At 68.6% G+C, this 16,222-nt stretch carries 15 protein-coding genes; 8 read left to right on the top strand and 7 right to left on the bottom strand.

Going from position 1 to position 16,222, the window contains the following annotated elements; all coding sequences use genetic code 11:
* Positions 1-58: 58 nt before the first annotated feature.
* Together MKD38_RS22770 and MKD38_RS22765 are read left to right on the top strand one after the other, a co-directional pair.
* Positions 59-1,099: an LLM class flavin-dependent oxidoreductase gene (locus tag MKD38_RS22770; RefSeq protein WP_252680303.1), complete on the top strand. Its 1,041-nt coding sequence runs from the start codon at positions 59-61 to the stop codon at positions 1,097-1,099.
* Between the two features lie 220 nt (positions 1,100-1,319).
* The gene (locus tag MKD38_RS22765; protein WP_252680301.1) at positions 1,320-3,329 is read left to right on the top strand and encodes a sigma-54-dependent Fis family transcriptional regulator; all 2,010 of its coding nucleotides are present in this window, start codon (positions 1,320-1,322) and stop codon (positions 3,327-3,329) included.
* Here the strand turns inward: MKD38_RS22765 and MKD38_RS22760 are convergent.
* From MKD38_RS22760 to MKD38_RS22745, 4 genes are all read right to left on the bottom strand, one after another.
* The gene (locus tag MKD38_RS22760; protein WP_252680299.1) at positions 3,298-4,287 is read right to left on the bottom strand and encodes a LysR family transcriptional regulator; all 990 of its coding nucleotides are present in this window, start codon (positions 4,285-4,287) and stop codon (positions 3,298-3,300) included. The genes MKD38_RS22765 and MKD38_RS22760 overlap by 32 nt on opposite strands.
* 57 nt (positions 4,288-4,344) lie before the next feature.
* Positions 4,345-5,322, bottom strand: coding sequence for an amidohydrolase family protein (locus MKD38_RS22755; protein WP_252680297.1), 978 nt, complete (start codon positions 5,320-5,322; stop codon positions 4,345-4,347).
* Complete coding sequence (locus MKD38_RS22750) at positions 5,319-6,635, bottom strand: MFS transporter (RefSeq protein WP_252680295.1); 1,317 nt, start codon at positions 6,633-6,635, stop codon at positions 5,319-5,321. The genes MKD38_RS22755 and MKD38_RS22750 overlap by 4 nt, the downstream gene beginning before the upstream one ends.
* Before the next feature lie 72 nt (positions 6,636-6,707).
* On the bottom strand, positions 6,708-7,652 hold the full coding sequence (locus MKD38_RS22745) for a YncE family protein (protein ID WP_252680293.1): 945 nt from the start codon (positions 7,650-7,652) through the stop codon (positions 6,708-6,710).
* A gap of 334 nt (positions 7,653-7,986) precedes the next feature.
* On the opposite strand from MKD38_RS22745, the gene MKD38_RS22740 reads away from it, so the two are divergent.
* The 6 genes from MKD38_RS22740 (at position 7,987) to MKD38_RS22715 (ending at position 13,523) form a co-directional block, all read left to right on the top strand.
* Positions 7,987-9,054, top strand: a complete 1,068-nt coding sequence (locus tag MKD38_RS22740; protein ID WP_252680291.1) for an ATP-NAD kinase family protein — start codon at positions 7,987-7,989, stop codon at positions 9,052-9,054.
* 64 nt (positions 9,055-9,118) lie between these two features.
* On the top strand, positions 9,119-10,132 hold the full coding sequence (locus tag MKD38_RS22735; RefSeq protein WP_252680289.1) for a thiamine pyrophosphate-dependent dehydrogenase E1 component subunit alpha: 1,014 nt from the start codon (positions 9,119-9,121) through the stop codon (positions 10,130-10,132).
* A gap of 35 nt (positions 10,133-10,167) precedes the next feature.
* Positions 10,168-11,184 (top strand): alpha-ketoacid dehydrogenase subunit beta, encoded by a 1,017-nt coding sequence (locus tag MKD38_RS22730; protein ID WP_018005967.1) that lies wholly within the window; start codon positions 10,168-10,170, stop codon positions 11,182-11,184.
* Entirely contained in the window at positions 11,184-12,299 is a 1,116-nt protein-coding gene (locus MKD38_RS22725) for an acetoin dehydrogenase dihydrolipoyllysine-residue acetyltransferase subunit (RefSeq protein ID WP_252680287.1), read from the top strand. The genes MKD38_RS22730 and MKD38_RS22725 overlap by 1 nt, the downstream gene beginning before the upstream one ends.
* A 73-nt stretch (positions 12,300-12,372) precedes the next feature.
* The gene (locus tag MKD38_RS22720) at positions 12,373-12,714 is read left to right on the top strand and encodes a carboxymuconolactone decarboxylase family protein (RefSeq protein WP_111520933.1); all 342 of its coding nucleotides are present in this window, start codon (positions 12,373-12,375) and stop codon (positions 12,712-12,714) included.
* 47 nt (positions 12,715-12,761) lie between these two features.
* A complete protein-coding gene (locus MKD38_RS22715; protein ID WP_252680285.1) occupies positions 12,762-13,523 on the top strand; it encodes a lipoyl protein ligase domain-containing protein in 762 nt (253 codons plus the stop codon).
* Here MKD38_RS22715 and MKD38_RS22710 read toward each other — a convergent pair.
* The 3 genes from MKD38_RS22710 to MKD38_RS22700 all read right to left on the bottom strand — a co-directional run bounded on the left by MKD38_RS22710 (position 13,520) and on the right by MKD38_RS22700 (position 16,068).
* Positions 13,520-14,269 carry a DUF3047 domain-containing protein gene (locus MKD38_RS22710; RefSeq protein WP_252680283.1) on the bottom strand — a complete coding sequence of 250 codons (750 nt, stop codon included), beginning with the start codon at positions 14,267-14,269 and terminating at the stop codon, positions 13,520-13,522. The genes MKD38_RS22715 and MKD38_RS22710 overlap by 4 nt on opposite strands.
* Before the next feature lie 229 nt (positions 14,270-14,498).
* Positions 14,499-15,320, bottom strand: coding sequence for a hypothetical protein (locus tag MKD38_RS22705; RefSeq protein ID WP_252680281.1), 822 nt, complete (start codon positions 15,318-15,320; stop codon positions 14,499-14,501).
* Positions 15,321-15,678: 358 nt separating this feature from the next.
* Positions 15,679-16,068 (bottom strand): OsmC family protein, encoded by a 390-nt coding sequence (locus MKD38_RS22700; RefSeq protein ID WP_252680279.1) that lies wholly within the window; start codon positions 16,066-16,068, stop codon positions 15,679-15,681.
* Positions 16,069-16,222: the final 154 nt, after the last annotated feature.

The following is a 16,222-nucleotide window of genomic DNA, read 5'->3' as shown; positions in this document are numbered from 1 at the left end:
CCATCCGCATTGCAGCGGACGGCGCCCGTGTGGCGTGCGCCGCCCGCCCGACCACGACATGAACCGCGACTCTCTCCCCGCCGGCAACGGCATCGCCTATTCGGTGCTCGACCTCGCTCCCATCCCGCAAGGCAGCGATGCCGGCCAGGCCATGCGCAACTCGCTCGACCTGGCGCGCCATGCCGAGCAGCTGGGCTACCACCGCTACTGGCTGGCCGAGCACCACAACATGCCCGGCATCGCCAGCGCCGCCACCGCGGTGCTGATCGGCTATGTCGCCAACGGCACGCACAGTATCCGCGTGGGCTCGGGCGGCGTGATGCTGCCCAACCATTCGCCGCTGGTGATCGCCGAGCAGTTCGGCACGCTGGCCTCGCTCTATCCGGGCCGCATCGACCTGGGCCTGGGCCGCGCGCCCGGCACCGACCAGGCCACCGCGCGCGCGCTGCGCCGCCATCTGGCCAGCGACAGCGCCGACACCTTCCCGCAGGACGTGGAAGAGCTGCAGGCCTATTTCGACGACGTGCGCCCGGGCCAGCGCCTGCGCGCGGTGCCCGGGGCCGGCCTGAAGGTGCCGATCTGGCTGCTGGGCTCGAGCCTGTTCAGCGCGCAGCTGGCCGCGGCGATGGGGTTGCCGTTCGCCTTCGCCTCGCACTTTGCGCCGGGTTTCATGCGCCAGGCGCTGGACCTGTACCGGCGCACCTTCCGCCCGTCCGAAACGCTCGACCGGCCCTACGTGATGCTCGGCCTCAATGTGTTCGCGGCCGATACCGGAGACGAGGCGCGCCGGCTGTTCAGCTCGCTGCAGCAGCAGTTCCTGGCGCTGGTGCGTGGCACGCCGGGGCAGCTGCGCCCGCCGGTCGACGATATCGAAGCGCTCTGGAACGAGAGCGAGGCCGACCATATCCGGCGCTCGCTGGCCTGCTCGGTGGTGGGCGACCCGGATGCCGTGCGTGCCGGCATGCAGCGCTTTGCCGATGACCTGCAGCCGGACGAGCTGATGATCGCCGGCCAGATCTACGACCACCAGGCGCGGCGGCGATCGTTCGAGATCGCCGCCGCTGCCGCGCGCAGCCTCAAGGCCAACGCCACGCTCTGAGCCGTTCGGTATGACGCACGCCGCACTTGCGGCGTGCGCCGGCCGCTGTCTTTCATTTCCTGCCGGTTCTGGTTTGCATAGCGCCGAGGCGCTCGGATACATTAGAAGGCCGACACCAGACAGAGGCGTGGCCAGCCAGGCACGCGCCCGCATAGTCCGCCCGATCCACCGCCCCTCGGCAGCTCCCGGGGCCGACGGCAGCGACGACCAGGAGACAGCGATGGACCTGCGGCAACGCGAGCACATCGAGACGGTGGTCCAGGCCACCGCCTACCTATCCCCGCCAGCCCTGCTCGCGGAGCGCATCGCGCATGACGCGATCATCCAGAATTCATGGCGGCGCTGCGTGCACCAGTACGGGCTCGACCCGTCGCGCATGCAGGAGGCCCGCATCCTGCCGCAGACGCGCCTGCGCGAACACCAGGAACGCATCGACGACTTCGCCCGCATCGCCCGCCACGGCTTGCAGAGCCTACACGCGCAGGTGGCGGCGCTGGGCTACGTGGTGCTGCTGACCGATGCGCAGGGCGTCACGGTCGACTATATCGGCGATACCCACGCCGATGCCGCGCTGCGCCACGCCGGCCTCTACCTCGGCGCCGAATGGAGCGAGAGCGGCGCCGGCACCTGCGCGGTCGGCACCGCGCTGGTCACCGGGCAGGCGCTGACAGTGCACCAGGCCGACCATTTCGACGCCACTCATATTCCGCTGACCTGCACCGCGGCGCCGCTGTTCGACACGCATGGCAAGCTGCACGCCATCCTCGACATCTCGGCGCTGGTCTCGCCGCAGGCCAAGGACAGCCAGGGCCTGGCGCTGCAGATGGTGCGCATCTACGCCGCGCATATCGAGAACGCCAACTTCCTGCGCGCGCACCGGCGCGACTGGATCCTGAAGCTGAACGTCGCGCCCGAATTTGTCGACGTCAACCCGGAATACCTGCTGGCGCTCGACGATGCCGGCCGCATCGTCGGCCACAACCATCGCGCCCGCCTGATGCTGGAGACCGAACTGGCCGGCATGCCGGGCACGACCGTACTCGGGCAGCCGTTCGAGACCTTGTTCGACGCCCGGCTCGAAGACCTGGGCCGCTATGTCTACTCGCGCCCCAGCGAGCAGCGCCTGGTCGCGCTCAACCGCAGCGGCGGCCTGCTGTACCTGAGCGTGATGCCGCCCGCGCTGGGCTGGCAGGCGCCCGCGGCACCGGCGCAGGTGACGATGCCGGCGCCGCTGGCCGCGCTCAGCGGCGGCGATGCCGCGCTGGCGCAGCAACTGGAGCGCGCCGCACGTTTGGTCGATTCACCGATCCACCTGCTGATCCAGGGCGAAACCGGCAGCGGCAAGGAGTTCTTTGCCAAGGCGCTGCACCAGGCCAGCGCGCGCCGTGCCGGACCTTTCGTCGCGGTGAACTGCGCGGCGATTCCCGAGACGCTGATCGAGAGCGAGCTGTTCGGCCACCTGCCCAACAGCTTTTCGGGCGCCGGCTCGCGCGGCAAGCGCGGGCTGATCCAGGAGGCCGACGGCGGCACGCTGTTCCTGGACGAAATCGGCGACATGCCGCGCGAGCTGCAGTCGCGGCTGCTGCGCGTGCTGGCCGAAGGCGAGGTGCTGCCGGTTGGCGCCGCGCGCCCGGTGCCGGTACGCCTGCGCGTGATTTCGGCCACGCACCATCGCCTGGAACAGCTGGTGGCCGAAGGCCGCTTCCGCGAGGACCTCTACTACCGCCTCAACGGCGCGCGCTTCGAACTGCCGCCGCTGCGCGCCCGCACCGACCTCGACTGGCTGGTGCGCAAGCTGCTGCAGGAAGGCGCGGGCGAACCGGTGACGCTGTCACCGGCGGCCAGCGCGCGGCTGCGCCGCCACCGCTGGCCGGGCAACCTGCGCGAGCTGCGCAACGTGCTGGAGTACGCGCGCGCGGTCTGCAGCGGCGGCTATATCGATGTGCACGACCTGCCCGATGCCGTCGCCGGCACCGCCGAACCGGCTGCCGTAGCGGCCGAGCCGGCACCGGTCGAAGATCGCGCCCCGGACCACGATACCGCCGCCCCGTTCGACCCGCACCAGCTGCCCCCCGAGGGCATGCTGCTGATGCAGTACCTGCGCGCCTCGGGCTGGAACCTGAGCGCGGTCGCGCGCCAGATCGGCATCAGCCGCATGACGTTGTACCGGCGCATGGAGCGCTACGGCATCCAGTCGCCTAACCGGCGCGACGGCGGGGAGCAGTCGTAGGGCCGGGCCGGCTGGACGCGCAGGCCGTGCGCAGCGCATCGGCCAGCAGCCGCATGCCCGGCGTGGACGCCCGGCGCTTGCGCGTGACCAGGCCATAGGGCACCAGCCGGCCGCGCATCGCCACCGGCAGGATCGCCAGCGCGCCCAGCTCGGCAAAGTAGCGCGCGATCGCGTCGGGCACCACCGCTACGCGTTCGCTGGCGGCCAGCAAGGGCAGCGTTGCCATGATGGATGAGGTCTCGATGACATCCTCGGGCGGCGGCACGCGCGCGTCGCGGAAGGCCTGGTCGATGATCTGCCGCATCGGGCTGGCAGCGGGCTGGATGATCCAGGGATAGCGCGCCAGCGACGCCAGCCGCACCGCGCGCTTGCCGGCCTGCGGGTGCGCCGTGCCGGCGACGACCGACAAGGTCTCATCGCACAGCGGCTCGAACGCCAGGTCTTGCGCCAGCGCGTCCGCCGGGATGCGGCCCACCACCACGTCGAGGGCATCCTGCCGCAACGCCTGCACCAGCACGTCGCTGGTATCCACCTGCAGCGAGATATGCAGGTGCGGGTAGCGCGCCTTCAGGCCGTTGATCGCGCCGGTGAGCAGATCGGGCACCGGCGCGAGGATGGCGCCGATCCGCACCTTGCCGACCTCGCCCGCGGCGATCGCGGCAAACTCGTCGCGCAGCGCATCGAGATCGGACAGCACCACGCGGGCGTAGCGGATCAGCGCTTCGCCGAACAGCGTCGGCACGATGCCGCGGGCGTGGCGCGTGAACAGCAGCGCGCCCACGGTGTCTTCCAGTTCCTGCAGCGCCTTGGTGGCCGCCGGCTGGGTCAACGCCATCTCTGCGGCGGCACCGCGCAGCGTGCCGTGCCCGGCCAGCGCCAGCACCAGCCGCAGATGGCGCATTTGCAGGCGTTTGCGCAGCGTGGCGGCGCTGGACAACAGGTTCTGTGGCTGGGACATGGCGGTGTGCGGGCGTCACGTCCTTATAGCATGCACGCCGCCGGCGCGGCCGACGGCTCAGCGGGATCCGAAGTGTCCTACCGGCGGCTGCGCCATGTCCGCACGCGCAATGCGGTAGAAGCGCGCGGCATTCTCCGCCAGCACGCGGGCGCGCGCGGCGGGATCGGGCAAGGCCTCGCATACCGTGCCGACCACCGTGCCGAAGCTGGCGCTCAGCGAGGCAACCGGCAGGTTGCTGCCAAACATGGCGCGCTCATGACCGAAGATCGCCAGCGTCTCGCGCACGATGCGGCGGTTGCCCGCCGCATCCCAGCGGCCGCCGGGCAGCCCGAACTCGGACAGCTTGACCATCACGTTGGGGCAGGCGGCGAGCGCCGCCATGCCGCGGCGCCAATGCGCCAGGCCGGCGTCGGAACGGTCCAGCGGCAGGCCGGTGTGGTTCAGCGCAATGCGCAGGTCCGGCAGGGCGGCCGCGACCTGCGCCGCCTCGGCCAAGTGCCAGAACGGCACGCGCAAGTCCCATGACAGCCCGAGGCGCGGCAGGCGCGCCAGGTCATCCAGCCAGGCGTGGTCCTGCATCGAGCCCGCCTTGCCGGCCACCGATTCGTCCGGCGTGCTGGCGGTCAGGGGCTTGCAGCGGATGCCACGCACGCGCGCGAAACTCGCCTGGCGCGCCAGCAATGCGGCACAGCCGGGCGTGCCGAACGGCGCGTAGGCCACCACCGCTGCGGCCATGCCTTGCGGCCAGCCCGGCTCGTGCAGCCATGCGGTTTCGGCGACCGCCTCGCCGCGGTCGCGCTCGGCTTCGACGTGGACCGTGGCCAGCACCGTGACGTGGCCGTCGCCTTGCGTATCGCGCCGGTACTGTGCCGGCAGGTAGTCCTGCCGCAGCGTGTGGTAGTCGCCAAGGAAAAACGCGGCCGGCTGGTAGGCGTCCTGCAGCCAGGGATAATGACCGCGATCGAGCCGCCACAGGTGGTGATGGGCATCGACGATGGCCAGCGGCGCGCCGCGGGACCCGAGGCCGCGCGTCATCGGCAACGCTCAGGCAAGGTTGCCGCCATTGCCGCGGCCAGTACCAGCGCGCCGGCGAGCAGGTAGACGCCGGCACCGGCATCGACATGTTGGATCAGCAGGCCGACCGCGTAGGGTCCGCAGAACCCGCCGAGATTGCCGAGCGCATTGATCAGGCCGCGCGCCACGCCGGCGTCGTCCGCCGCCAGCAGCCGGGGCGGCAAGGTCCAGAACACGCCCGCCGCCGCTTGCAGGCAGACGCCGCAACCAACCAATAGCCCATAGGCCAGCCAGGTGTTGGCGTGGAACCAGACCGAACCGGCCAGGCACGCGGCAAAGGCCAGCAGCGGCCACGTCACGAAGGCGCGCCGGCGCCCGCTGCGGTCGGACCAGACCGACACCAGCAGGATGCCGGCCATGGTGCCCACATAAGGCACCATCGCCAGCAAGCCCACTTGTCCCATGCCACCGTGGGTCAGGTTTTTGAGGATGGTGGGCAGCCACAGCGTGTAACCGTAGATGCCCATCTGGTACAGGAAATTCAGCCCGATCAGGCGCCAGATCACGGCATCCCGCAGCAGCCGCGCCAGCACCGTGCGCGTGGCGGGCTCGCTTGCCGGCGCGCTTGCCGGCGCGGCGTGCTGCTGCTCTGCATGCAGCCGGCCCAGCACATAGTCGCGTTCGGCCGCGCTGATCCAGCGCGCTTCCTGCGGACGGTCGCAAGCCAGCAGCCACCAGAGGCCCAGGCACAGCGCCGAGATCAGGCCTTCGATGATAAACAGCCAGCGCCAGTCGAGTGCAGCGATCACCAGCCCCGACAACGGCGCGGTGATCATGCCCGCGATCGGCACGAACAGGATCACCAGCGCATTGGCGCGGCCACGCTCATGGTCGGGAAACCAGTTGCCGACCATGGTCAGCACCACCGGCAGCATGCCGCCCTCGGCCACGCCCAGTGCAAAACGCAAGATCAGCAGTTCGGTCTCGTTGCGCACCAGCCCGGTCAGCAACGACAGCACCGCCCACGCCAGCATCGACCAGGCGATAAACCTGCGGCCGCTGCCGCGCACCGCCAGCTTGCCGCCGGGAACCTGCAGGAACAGATAGCCGGCAAAGAAGATGCCGCCGGCCAGGCCCGCCATGCCGGCGCCGATGCCGAGCGCTTCACTCATGCCGCCGGGCATGGCAAAGGCGATATTGACGCGGTCCATATAGGACACGATGCACACCATCAGGATGGGCGGGATCACGCGCCACCAGCGCTGGGCCGGAATGTCGGTGCGGGAATCGAGGGCGGGCGTGCAGGCGCCGCCCGCGGGCTGCGAAATGGTCATGGTCTCCTCCAGGGTTGCCGTCAGCGAGCGCGCCGGGGCTGCGGCACCGTGTCTTGGTTCAGGGGTGGCGGGCTATTGGCGCGGCAGCGCCAGGATCGCCAGTCCATCCGGCTCCTTGCCGGTGGCAAAGGCGTGGCGCAAGGCGAGCGTGCGCAGGTCGAGCACGCCGACGCTGTCGTCATTCAGGGCCAGCCAGGCGCGGCCCGGGTCGGCGGGATGGAAGGCCAGCGCGATGGGTTTGGCGCCGGTATCGACCCGGGCCAGTTCCGCCAGCGTGTACGGGTCAAAGAAGCGCAGGCTGCGCTCGCCATAGTTGAGCGCAATCAGCCGGTTGCAGGGCGACCAGTAGAGCCGGGTCGGGTCCTCGCCGGTGTCGACCGTACCCAATTCTGCGAGGGTATGGGCGTCCAGCCGCGTGATCCGATGCTCATCCCGGCTGGCGACATAGAGCATGGATTCGTCGGGGCTCAGGCAGCAGCCTTCCGGACGCCGGCCGGCATGCGCGGCCAGCGGCGGGCGCGTGGCGTCGTAGGGATGGACCAGCGTCACGGTGTGCGACAGCAGGCTGGTGACATAGGCACGCTGGCCGTCGCGCGACAGCACGAACAAGTGGCTCTTGACGCCGCCGGAAGGCACCGCGCGATCCGGCGTCTGGCGAGCCGATGGCGCTTCGAACACCAGCAGCATGTCTTCGCGCTCGCTCAGCGCATAGACGCGGCCATGCGCGTCGATCTGCAGGCCGTGGATGCGATGCCAGGGCGCGCAGTCCAGCACAGCATGGCGCTCGCCGCGTGCCAGGTCGACCGCGATCACCGCCGCGCCGCCGTCGCCGGGATGGGCAAAGGTCTGCACGCCATAGTGGCCGACATAGCCCAGCAGCCGGGCGCGGTCGATGGCGAATTCGTGGGGGTATTCCGGCAGCGGCACGGTAAAGCGGCGCGCGCCGGTCTGCAGGTCATAGCCACTGAAGCTGTGGCCGAATTTTTCCACCAGTACTGCGATCCAGCGGGTATCCATGTCGTCTCCTCGTTGTCTTGCTATGGCGAGGACGAAAGTCTGGCGCAGGCGGCCACCCCGAACCATTGAATATTGGCTATGCAGGTATTCCCGCCAGTAATCGGCGCGCGTGGGCCGGTCATGGTGATACGGGTGTCCAGCCTGTACATCTGTACTGTGACACCTGTCTCGCCGTGGTGGTCGTCTGAGCCGCTGGTCTGGCGAAAACGGCAGCGATTTTTGCGGGTTATCCCTGAAGTCAGGGCACCGCAACTGCCTCCTTTGTGCCATCCCGCCACTGGCACAGCCGTTGCAAATACGCCTGTCACGACAACGACAACACAGGAGACAGGCAATGGGGCAGCCAAGGTTCGCCGATGCGCCGCTGGTCGGCATCATCGCCAATCCGGTTTCGGCGCGCGACATCCGCCGCGTGATCGCCAACGCCAACAGCCTGCAGCTGGCCGACCGCGTCAATATCGTGTTGCGCCTGCTGGCCGCGCTGTCGTCCTGCGGCGTGCGGCGCGTGCTGATGATGCCCGACCGCGAGGGGCTGCGCGTCATGCTGGCACGGCACCTGGCGCATCGGCAGGGCCCGGATTCGAGCCTGCCCGAGGTCGTGTATCTCGACATGCCGGTGGCCTCGCGCGTCGACGACACGCTGCATGCCGCGCGCTGCATGGCGGATGCGGGCGTCGCCGCCATCATCGTGCTGGGCGGCGACGGCACCCACCGCGCCGTGGTGCGCGAGTGCGGCGCGGTGCCGATCGCGGGACTGTCGACCGGCACCAACAATGCCTACCCCGAGATGCGCGAACCCACCGTCACCGGGCTCGCCACCGGCCTCTATGCCACCGGACGCATTCCCGCCAGCCAGGCGCTGGCGTCGAACAAGCGCCTGGACATCGTCATCCGCGACGGCAATGGCAACTTCCGCCGCGACATCGCGCTGGTCGATGCGGTGATCTCGCACGAACACTTCATCGGCGCGCGCGCGCTGTGGAAGACCGACACGCTGGCCGCGGTCTATGTGTCGTTTGCCGATCCCGAGGCGATCGGCCTGTCCTCCATCGCCGGCTTGCTCGAGCCGGTGGGTCGGCGTGAAGCGGGCGGCCTTGCAATCGAACTGGCCGCGCCGGGCGCGGGCGAATTCGAACTGAGCGCGCCGATTGCGCCCGGCCTGATGTGCACCGTACCCATTGCCGGCTGGCAGCGGCTGGCGCACGGCCGCCCCCATCGCGTGCGCCAGCGCAGCGGCGTCGTCGCGCTGGACGGCGAGCGCGAGCTGACCTTCGGCCCGGACGACGAAGTCACCGTCACGCTGCACGACCACGCTTTCCGCAGCATCGACGTCGCCGCGTGCATGCGCCACGCGGCGCGCCACCATCTGATGCGCAGCGTGCCGCAGCACGCCATGGCCTGAGCACGTCCGGCCGCGCATGCCCCGCTTTCTTGAAGTGCAACACCTGAAAACGAAGGAGACAGACATGACAGCCAGAGCTTCGCAAGATCCGGCGCAACCTCGCGGCGCGCTGCCGCTCGACAAGGAGACGCTGCTGACGGTGTACCGCAAGATGCGCACCATCCGAGATTTCGAGGAACGCCTGCACGTGGACTTCGCGCGCGGCGACATCCCGGGCTTCGTCCACCTGTACGCGGGCGAGGAAGCCGCGGGAGTCGGCATCCTGCATCACCTGCACGACGGCGACCGCATCGCCAGCACACACCGCGGCCATGGCCACTGCATTGCCAAGGGCGTCGACCCGGTGGCAATGATGAAAGAGATCTACGGCAAGAAAGGGGGCTCGTGCAACGGCAAGGGCGGCTCAATGCATATCGCCGACCTGTCCAAGGGCATGATGGGCGCCAACGGCATCCTCGGGGCGGGCGCGCCGCTGATCTGCGGCGCCGCGCTGGCGGCCAAGTTTCGCGGCAAGGGCGAGGTCGGCATCACCTTCTGCGGCGACGGCGCTTCCAACCAGGGAACCTTCCTGGAAAGCCTGAACCTGGCCGCGGTATGGAACCTGCCGGTGATCTTCGTGATCGAGAACAACGGCTACGCCGAATCGACCTCGCGCGACTACGGCACCGCGGTCGACAGCTACGTCGACCGCGCCGCGGGCTTCGGCATCCCGGGCGTGACCGTGGACGGCACCGATTTCTTCGCGGTCCACGAAGCCGCCGGCGAAGTCATTCGCCGCGCGCGCGAGGGCGGCGGGCCGTCGCTGCTCGAATGCAAGATGGTCCGCTTCTACGGCCACTTCGAGGGCGATGCGCAGACCTACCGCGCCGCCGGCGAACTCGACGACATCCGCGCTAACAAGGATTGCCTGAAGCTGTTCGGCCGCACCGTGACGCAGGCCGGCGTGGTCGCGCGCGAAGAACTCGAAGCCATCGACCGGGAAGTCGCCGCGCTGATCGAGCACGCCGTGCAGGAAGCCAAGGCGGCGCCGCAGCCGGGACCCGAAGACCTGCTGACCGACGTCTACGTCAGCTACTGATCCGCCACGCGCAAACCAATTATCAGGAGACAGACATGGCTCGCAAACTGAGCATCAAGCTGGCGATCAACGAGGCGATCGACCAGGAAATGACCCGCGACCCCAGCGTCATCATGCTGGGCGAGGACATCGTCGGCGGCGCCGGCGCGGACGGCGAGAAGGACGCTTGGGGCGGCGTGCTGGGCGTGACCAAGGGCCTGTATGCCAAGCACGGCGACCGGCTGCTGGATACGCCCTTGTCCGAATCCGCCTACGTGGGCGCCGCCATCGGCGCCGCGGCGTGCGGCATGCGCCCGATCGCGGAGCTGATGTTCATCGACTTCATGGGCGTTTGCTTCGACCAGATCTTCAACCAGGCCGCCAAGTTCCGCTACATGTTCGGCGGCAAGGCCGAGACCCCGGTGGTGATCCGCGCCATGGTCGGCGCGGGCTTCCGGGCCGCCGCGCAGCACAGCCAGATGCTGACGCCGCTGTTCACGCATATCCCCGGCCTGAAGGTGGTGTGCCCGTCCACGCCATACGACACCAAGGGCCTGCTGATCCAGGCGATCCGCGACAACGACCCGGTGATCTTCTGCGAGCACAAGAACCTCTATGGCCTGGAAGGCGACGTCCCCGAAGGCGCCTATGCCATCCCGTTCGGCGAGGCCAATATCGTGCGGGATGGCAAGGACGTGACCATCGTCACCTACGGGCTGATGGTGCATCGCGCACTGGAGGCGGCGGCGACGCTGGCGAAGGAGGGTATCGAGGCCGAGATCGTCGACCTGCGCACGCTGTCGCCGCTGGACATGGACACGGTGCTGGAGTCGGTCGAGAACACCGGGCGCCTGGTGGTAGTGGACGAGGCCAGCCCGCGCTGCAATATCGCCACCGATATCTCCGCGCAGGTTGCGCAGCAGGCCTTCGGTGCGCTCAAGGCCGGCATCGAGATGGTATGCCCGCCGCATACGCCGGTGCCGTTCTCGCCGACCTTGGAAGACCTGTATATCCCCAGCGCGGCGCAGATCGTCAATGCCGCGCGCAAGACCGTGAAGGGAGGCAAGCACTGATGGCCACGCCTGCAATTACCCCGATCGTAATGCCCAAATGGGGCCTGTCGATGAAGGAGGGCACCGTCAATGCCTGGCTGGTCGACGAAGGCACCGAGATCACCGTGGGCATGCCGATCCTCGATGTGGAAACCGACAAGATCGCCAATGCGGTGGAGGCGCCCGACGCGGGCACGCTGCGCCGCAAGGTGGCGCAGGCCGGCGACGTGCTGCCGGTGAAGGCGCTGCTTGGCGTGCTGGCCCCTGCGGAGGTGAGCGATGCGCAGATCGATGAATACGTGTCGGCTTATGAAACGCCGGCGGACGACGGCGGCGACGAGGACGCCGCCGCCGCGTACCAGTTCGCCGAGGTCGACGGCATCCGGGTCCGCTATGCGCGCAAGGGCGACGGCGCCCAGACCGTGCTCTTCATCCACGGCTTTGGCGGTGACCTGGACAACTGGCTGTTCAACCTCGAGCCCCTGGCCGACGCGTACACCGTGGTGGCGCTCGACCTGCCCGGCCACGGACAGTCGTCGCCGCGGCTCGCGGGCACGACGCTGGCGCAGATGGCCGGCTTTGTAGCGCGCTTCATGGACGAGGCCGGGATCGAGGCGGCGCATCTGGTCGGCCATTCGATGGGCGGCGGCGTGGCCGCGCAGCTGGCGGTGGATGCGCCGCAGCGGGTGCTGTCGGTGGCGCTGGTGTCGCCGGTTGGCTTCGGCGAAGCGGTCAACAGCGACTATACCGATGGCTTCGTCAAGGCGCAGTCGCGGCGCGAGCTCAAGCCCGTGGTCGAACTGCTGTTCGCCGACCCGGGGCTGGTGAGCCGGCAGATGCTGGACGACCTGTTGCGCTACAAGCGGCTCGATGGCGTCGACGAGGCGCTGACCGCGCTCGGCCAGGGCCTGTTCGGCGGCGGCCGGCAGAGCGAGCAACCGGGCCAGCGCCTGGCCGACAGCGGCAAGCGCGTGCTGGTGGTGTGGGGCGGCCAGGACCGCATCATCCCCGCCGAACATGCCGAAGCTGCGCCGCCGGGGGCCAGCGTCAAGGTCTTCCCCGACGCCGGCCACATGAGCCAGATGGAGAAGGCCAACGACTTCAATGCGCTGCTGAAGACCCACCTGGCCGGCTGATGCCGCCCGCGGACGGCGCCACCATGCGCCGTCCTGGCGGCCCCGGGGCCGATTTACCAAAGGACACTGCCACATGACCACAGATCTGAAGACCCGCCTCGCGGAGATCAACAAGCAATTCGGCGCGCTCGGCCAGGCCCAGCCCGGCACGATGAGCGCCTTCCAGGGCGTGATGAAGGCCGCCACGCAACAGGGCAGCCTGCCTGCCGAACTCAAGGAACTGGTGGCGGTCGCACTCGCCGTGCAGAAGGGCTGCGACGACTGCGTGCTGTTCCACACCAGCCAGGCACTGCGCCATCGCGCGAGCCGCGAGCAACTGGCCGAAGTGCTGGCCGTCAATATCGAGATGGGTGGCGGCCCCGGCGCGATGTACGCGGCCAAGGCGCTGGCGTATTTCGATGCGCTCAACGCCTAGGGTTGCTAGACTCGGCGCATTGCCATTCCCGGGGCAGTTCCCAACCGATGCCGTTTGAACTTGTCGATCCCGTCGCTCCGGCCCACGCGGGCAGCGACCCGCTGCAGGAAGAACTGGCGCTGCTCGAACTCGCTGCGCAGGGCCGGCAGGTGGCACGGTTGTGGGAGGCGCCGCAGTCGCTGGTGGTGCCGCGCACCTACCTGCGCCACGCGGCGCTGGAGAGCGCGCGCGCCGATTTTGCGCAGCAAGGTTGTCCTGTGTTCCTGCGCATGTCCGGCGGCGGGCTGGTGCCGCAGGGGACCGGCATCCTCAACCTGAGCCTGGCTTACGCCGTCGGCCAGCCGCCAGGCGCGCTCAGCGACGCGGTCTACCTGCACCTGTGCGCGGTGATCGGCGGCGCGCTGCGAGCGCTTGGTATCGAGACCCACTGGCAAGCGGTGGCCGGCTCCTTTTGCGACGGCCGCTACAACCTCGCCTGGGGCCCGCCCGAAGCCGCCCGCAAGATCGCCGGCACGGCCCAGTACTGGCGGCGTGCGCCAGCGGCGATGCAGGCGGCCGACGGTCAGCGCCACCTGGTGCTGGCCCATGCAGTGCTGCTGGTCAGCGCCGACCCGGAGCAGATCAATGCGCGCGCCAATGCCTTCGAGGCGGCCATCGGCAGCGAGCGGCGTTATCACGCGGACAAGGTGGTCAGCGTGCGTGAGGCGCTTGTCGCCGGCGGGTTTGTCCCGCCGGACGATGCTGTGCTGATGGGCGAGGTCTCGGACGCGCTGCGATACAGCCTTGGACAGCATCCCGCCCCGGCCTAGTCCTTTGCCGGGGTGCCAGGCAGGAAGCGGATATCGCCATACCAGGCGCGGGTTGCGGCGTGGGTGTTGTCGGTGTCGGTCATGATGCCGTAGGCCTTGAGCGGACCCGGCGGCTCGTGGAAGACGCGTTCATAGTCCCGCGCCAGATTGCGCCGCAGGTTCTGCCATTTGCCGGCATCATCGGCGCCGGATACCACGATCATCTGCACGCGGCCGGTATGCGGGTTGGGGATGACGCTGCCGGGCGCGGCGCTGGTCGACCAGACATACATCAGCGTAGCGTAGGGCAGTTCCTCGCCGGCCACGGTCCTGGCCAGCTGCATCGCGGCTCGCTCGCCCAGCGAAAGCTTGCTGGTGTCGCCGTCGAAGAAGAACACCAGCCGTGCCGGCGCGTCCTCGCGCGCGCCGTCGCGGTTGTCGGCGCCGGGTATCGCGCCGTCGGCCTTCCAGCGCCAGGCCACCACGGGCGTCCGCGACAGGTCCACGTCGCCCGCATGCATCAGCGCGGACGCCGAGCCATTGGCTTGCGCCCGCAGCACCGTCCGGCCGTCCTCCGCCACCAGCTGGTACTCGGTCCTGGCCTTGCCTTCGGCGACCGGTAAATTCTTCCAGTCTGTCGGGAGCGCGCCGCCCGGCTTGCGGTCGGAAAGGACAAGTCCAGGCTTGCCGCTTTGCGCCGGCGCTGAAAGCGGGGCCAGCAGCAGAGTGGCACACAAGGCAAGGGGCAACGCATGCGTGGTCTTCATGGCGGATCAGCGGAATACGAGACCTGGGACCGAACGCAAACCGCATGCCCGAGCGCCGTGGACCCTGTCCGATCTGACCACCACAAAAAAATGGCGGCCCACGAGGGGCCGCAAATCGGGAATGCGAGGAGTGTCAAATTCCTCAGGAGACGTTATCGACGCAAACCGGCGTCCATAGACCCCACTTCCGTGGGGTCTATGGATCACAAGTGTGAATGCGAGCGTCCGCTTACGCGATCAGGTAAGCGGGAGGCGGGTCTGGTCGGATCGAGGCGCGCAGTTTGCGGACATTCGATTCCAGTTCGGCGTGGGCCGCATCGAGCCAGTCCACGCGATGCCGCACCGGGTCCTTGGCCGACAGGGCGCTGGCGGCGATCTCTCGCAGGAAGTAACGCACCATGCTGCCGGCGCGCGCCGGCACCGGCATCATTCCCAGCAACTGGCGGCGCGCCAGCAACCGGCGCGTGACCGCGTGCTGGAGCGCGGCCCAGGCGGTCCGGCCCAACGCGACGTATAGCGCGTCGGTGCGCATCTGTCGCACGGCACCGAGGAACTGCGTCTCGAAGACGTCGCGCAGCATCGGCGCGTCGAGCAGTTCTTCCAGCGCGCCGTCGAACGCCAGCCCGCGCCGCGTGGTGGCATGCGGCAACAGGGCGAGCGGCTGCAGGCGCTCGAAGCCATCGTTCCACAAGGCGGCGGCGTGCGGCAGCCCGACCAGTTCGGGCACGCGGAAGTGGTCGAGCATGCGGATCAGGTTGGGCCGCACCAGCTTGCCGCCCAGTTCGACGCGCCGCTTGTTCTCGCGCTGGACCACGCGGCCCGGCGCACGGTTGTGCAGCAGTTCCTCGGTCACCGCGGCGGCCAGTCGCACGTGCGCATGGCCCGGCGTGGTGCTGACCAGCACCAGGGCCGCCTGCGGATTCAGGTACTCGCACGGTACGTAGTGCATGGCGTAGGTGCTGTCCCGCGCCACCACGACGGGCTTCGCGATCACGCTGCCGGCGCCCGCAAGCCGTATCTGCGCGCAATAGGCTTCAATGAAATTAGTCAAGGCATCCCCCCGCTCGCTTCGTTATTTAAGCGTTTTTATTGTTTTTGCTTTTCGCCATGGTAAGCCGGCGGTGCCGCGCAAAGTTTGTCGGAGCCGCCGTTTTGACCCCTTCCCGGACGCAATTTGGTGGGCCAGCCAACACAGCACATGGCCGTTGCGTCGAACGGGGCGGATCGCTCCTTAGCGTAGGGCGGCTGGCGGTCAGGACCGTGACATGGCCCGCCAAAAGAAAAAAGCCGGGCACGAACGTGCCCGGCTAACCCATTTGCTGACTCAGGTGGTGTCAGGACCCGAGGACTCAAATGCTAACGATTCTCATTTGCTGTGGCAACCCCATCGGTGAACGGGGTGTGCCACGTCATGCCATCGAGGTCTGGATCGAGAACTGGCCGGACAAGGTCTTGTGCACCGGACAACGATTGGCGACACGCAGCAGGTCTTCGAGGATCTGGGGCGACAGGTCGCCGCTGACCTTGACCTCGCGCTGCATCGTATAGGTGCCGTTGGCTTCCTCATGACCGACCGAGACCTGGACGTCAGTGACCGCGTAGCCCTTGCGTTTCGCATACAGCTGCAAGGTCAAGGTCGTGCAGGCGGCCAGGGCGGAGTCCAGCAAGTCATGCGGATTCGGGTAGTGGGTGTCGCCGCCTGCGGAAGCGTCGAGATCGGCTTGCCACTCGGCAGTGCCGTTGGTCAGCTGGCAGATGCTGTTGCCCTGGCTTGGCTTCCATGTCGCTTGGATAGTCATCGAACGTCCCCATCTCATCAAAGATCGGCCCCGCGGGCCGGAACGGTCATTCTATAAGTAGCTGGCGCATCAGATCAGGGGTGGGGAAAGAGGCGCATTGGTGCCGAGGCCTGGCATTTTCGAGAAACCCCTTGCCAACCCCGCTGCGCTCGCT

The sequence above is a fragment of the Cupriavidus sp. WGlv3 genome (genome assembly GCF_023952475.1).
In the GTDB taxonomy this organism is placed as follows: domain Bacteria; phylum Pseudomonadota; class Gammaproteobacteria; order Burkholderiales; family Burkholderiaceae; genus Cupriavidus; species Cupriavidus phytorum.
This window is presented reverse-complemented; position numbering and strand designations above follow the sequence as displayed.

What these genes read in the sequence shown, in the direction of transcription:
- MKD38_RS22770 (WP_252680303.1), top strand. Translation starts at nt 59, where the DNA reads ATGAACCGCGACTCTCTCCCCGCCGGCAACGGCATCGCCTATTCGGTG.
- MKD38_RS22765 (WP_252680301.1), top strand. Translation starts at nt 1,320, where the DNA reads ATGGACCTGCGGCAACGCGAGCACATCGAGACGGTGGTCCAGGCCACC.
- MKD38_RS22760 (WP_252680299.1), bottom strand. Translation starts at nt 4,287, where the DNA reads ATGTCCCAGCCACAGAACCTGTTGTCCAGCGCCGCCACGCTGCGCAAA.
- MKD38_RS22755 (WP_252680297.1), bottom strand. Translation starts at nt 5,322, where the DNA reads ATGACGCGCGGCCTCGGGTCCCGCGGCGCGCCGCTGGCCATCGTCGAT.
- MKD38_RS22750 (WP_252680295.1), bottom strand. Translation starts at nt 6,635, where the DNA reads ATGACCATTTCGCAGCCCGCGGGCGGCGCCTGCACGCCCGCCCTCGAT.
- MKD38_RS22745 (WP_252680293.1), bottom strand. Translation starts at nt 7,652, where the DNA reads ATGGATACCCGCTGGATCGCAGTACTGGTGGAAAAATTCGGCCACAGC.
- MKD38_RS22740 (WP_252680291.1), top strand. Translation starts at nt 7,987, where the DNA reads ATGGGGCAGCCAAGGTTCGCCGATGCGCCGCTGGTCGGCATCATCGCC.
- MKD38_RS22735 (WP_252680289.1), top strand. Translation starts at nt 9,119, where the DNA reads ATGACAGCCAGAGCTTCGCAAGATCCGGCGCAACCTCGCGGCGCGCTG.
- MKD38_RS22730 (WP_018005967.1), top strand. Translation starts at nt 10,168, where the DNA reads ATGGCTCGCAAACTGAGCATCAAGCTGGCGATCAACGAGGCGATCGAC.
- MKD38_RS22725 (WP_252680287.1), top strand. Translation starts at nt 11,184, where the DNA reads ATGGCCACGCCTGCAATTACCCCGATCGTAATGCCCAAATGGGGCCTG.
- MKD38_RS22720 (WP_111520933.1), top strand. Translation starts at nt 12,373, where the DNA reads ATGACCACAGATCTGAAGACCCGCCTCGCGGAGATCAACAAGCAATTC.
- MKD38_RS22715 (WP_252680285.1), top strand. Translation starts at nt 12,762, where the DNA reads ATGCCGTTTGAACTTGTCGATCCCGTCGCTCCGGCCCACGCGGGCAGC.
- MKD38_RS22710 (WP_252680283.1), bottom strand. Translation starts at nt 14,269, where the DNA reads ATGAAGACCACGCATGCGTTGCCCCTTGCCTTGTGTGCCACTCTGCTG.
- MKD38_RS22700 (WP_252680279.1), bottom strand. Translation starts at nt 16,068, where the DNA reads ATGACTATCCAAGCGACATGGAAGCCAAGCCAGGGCAACAGCATCTGC.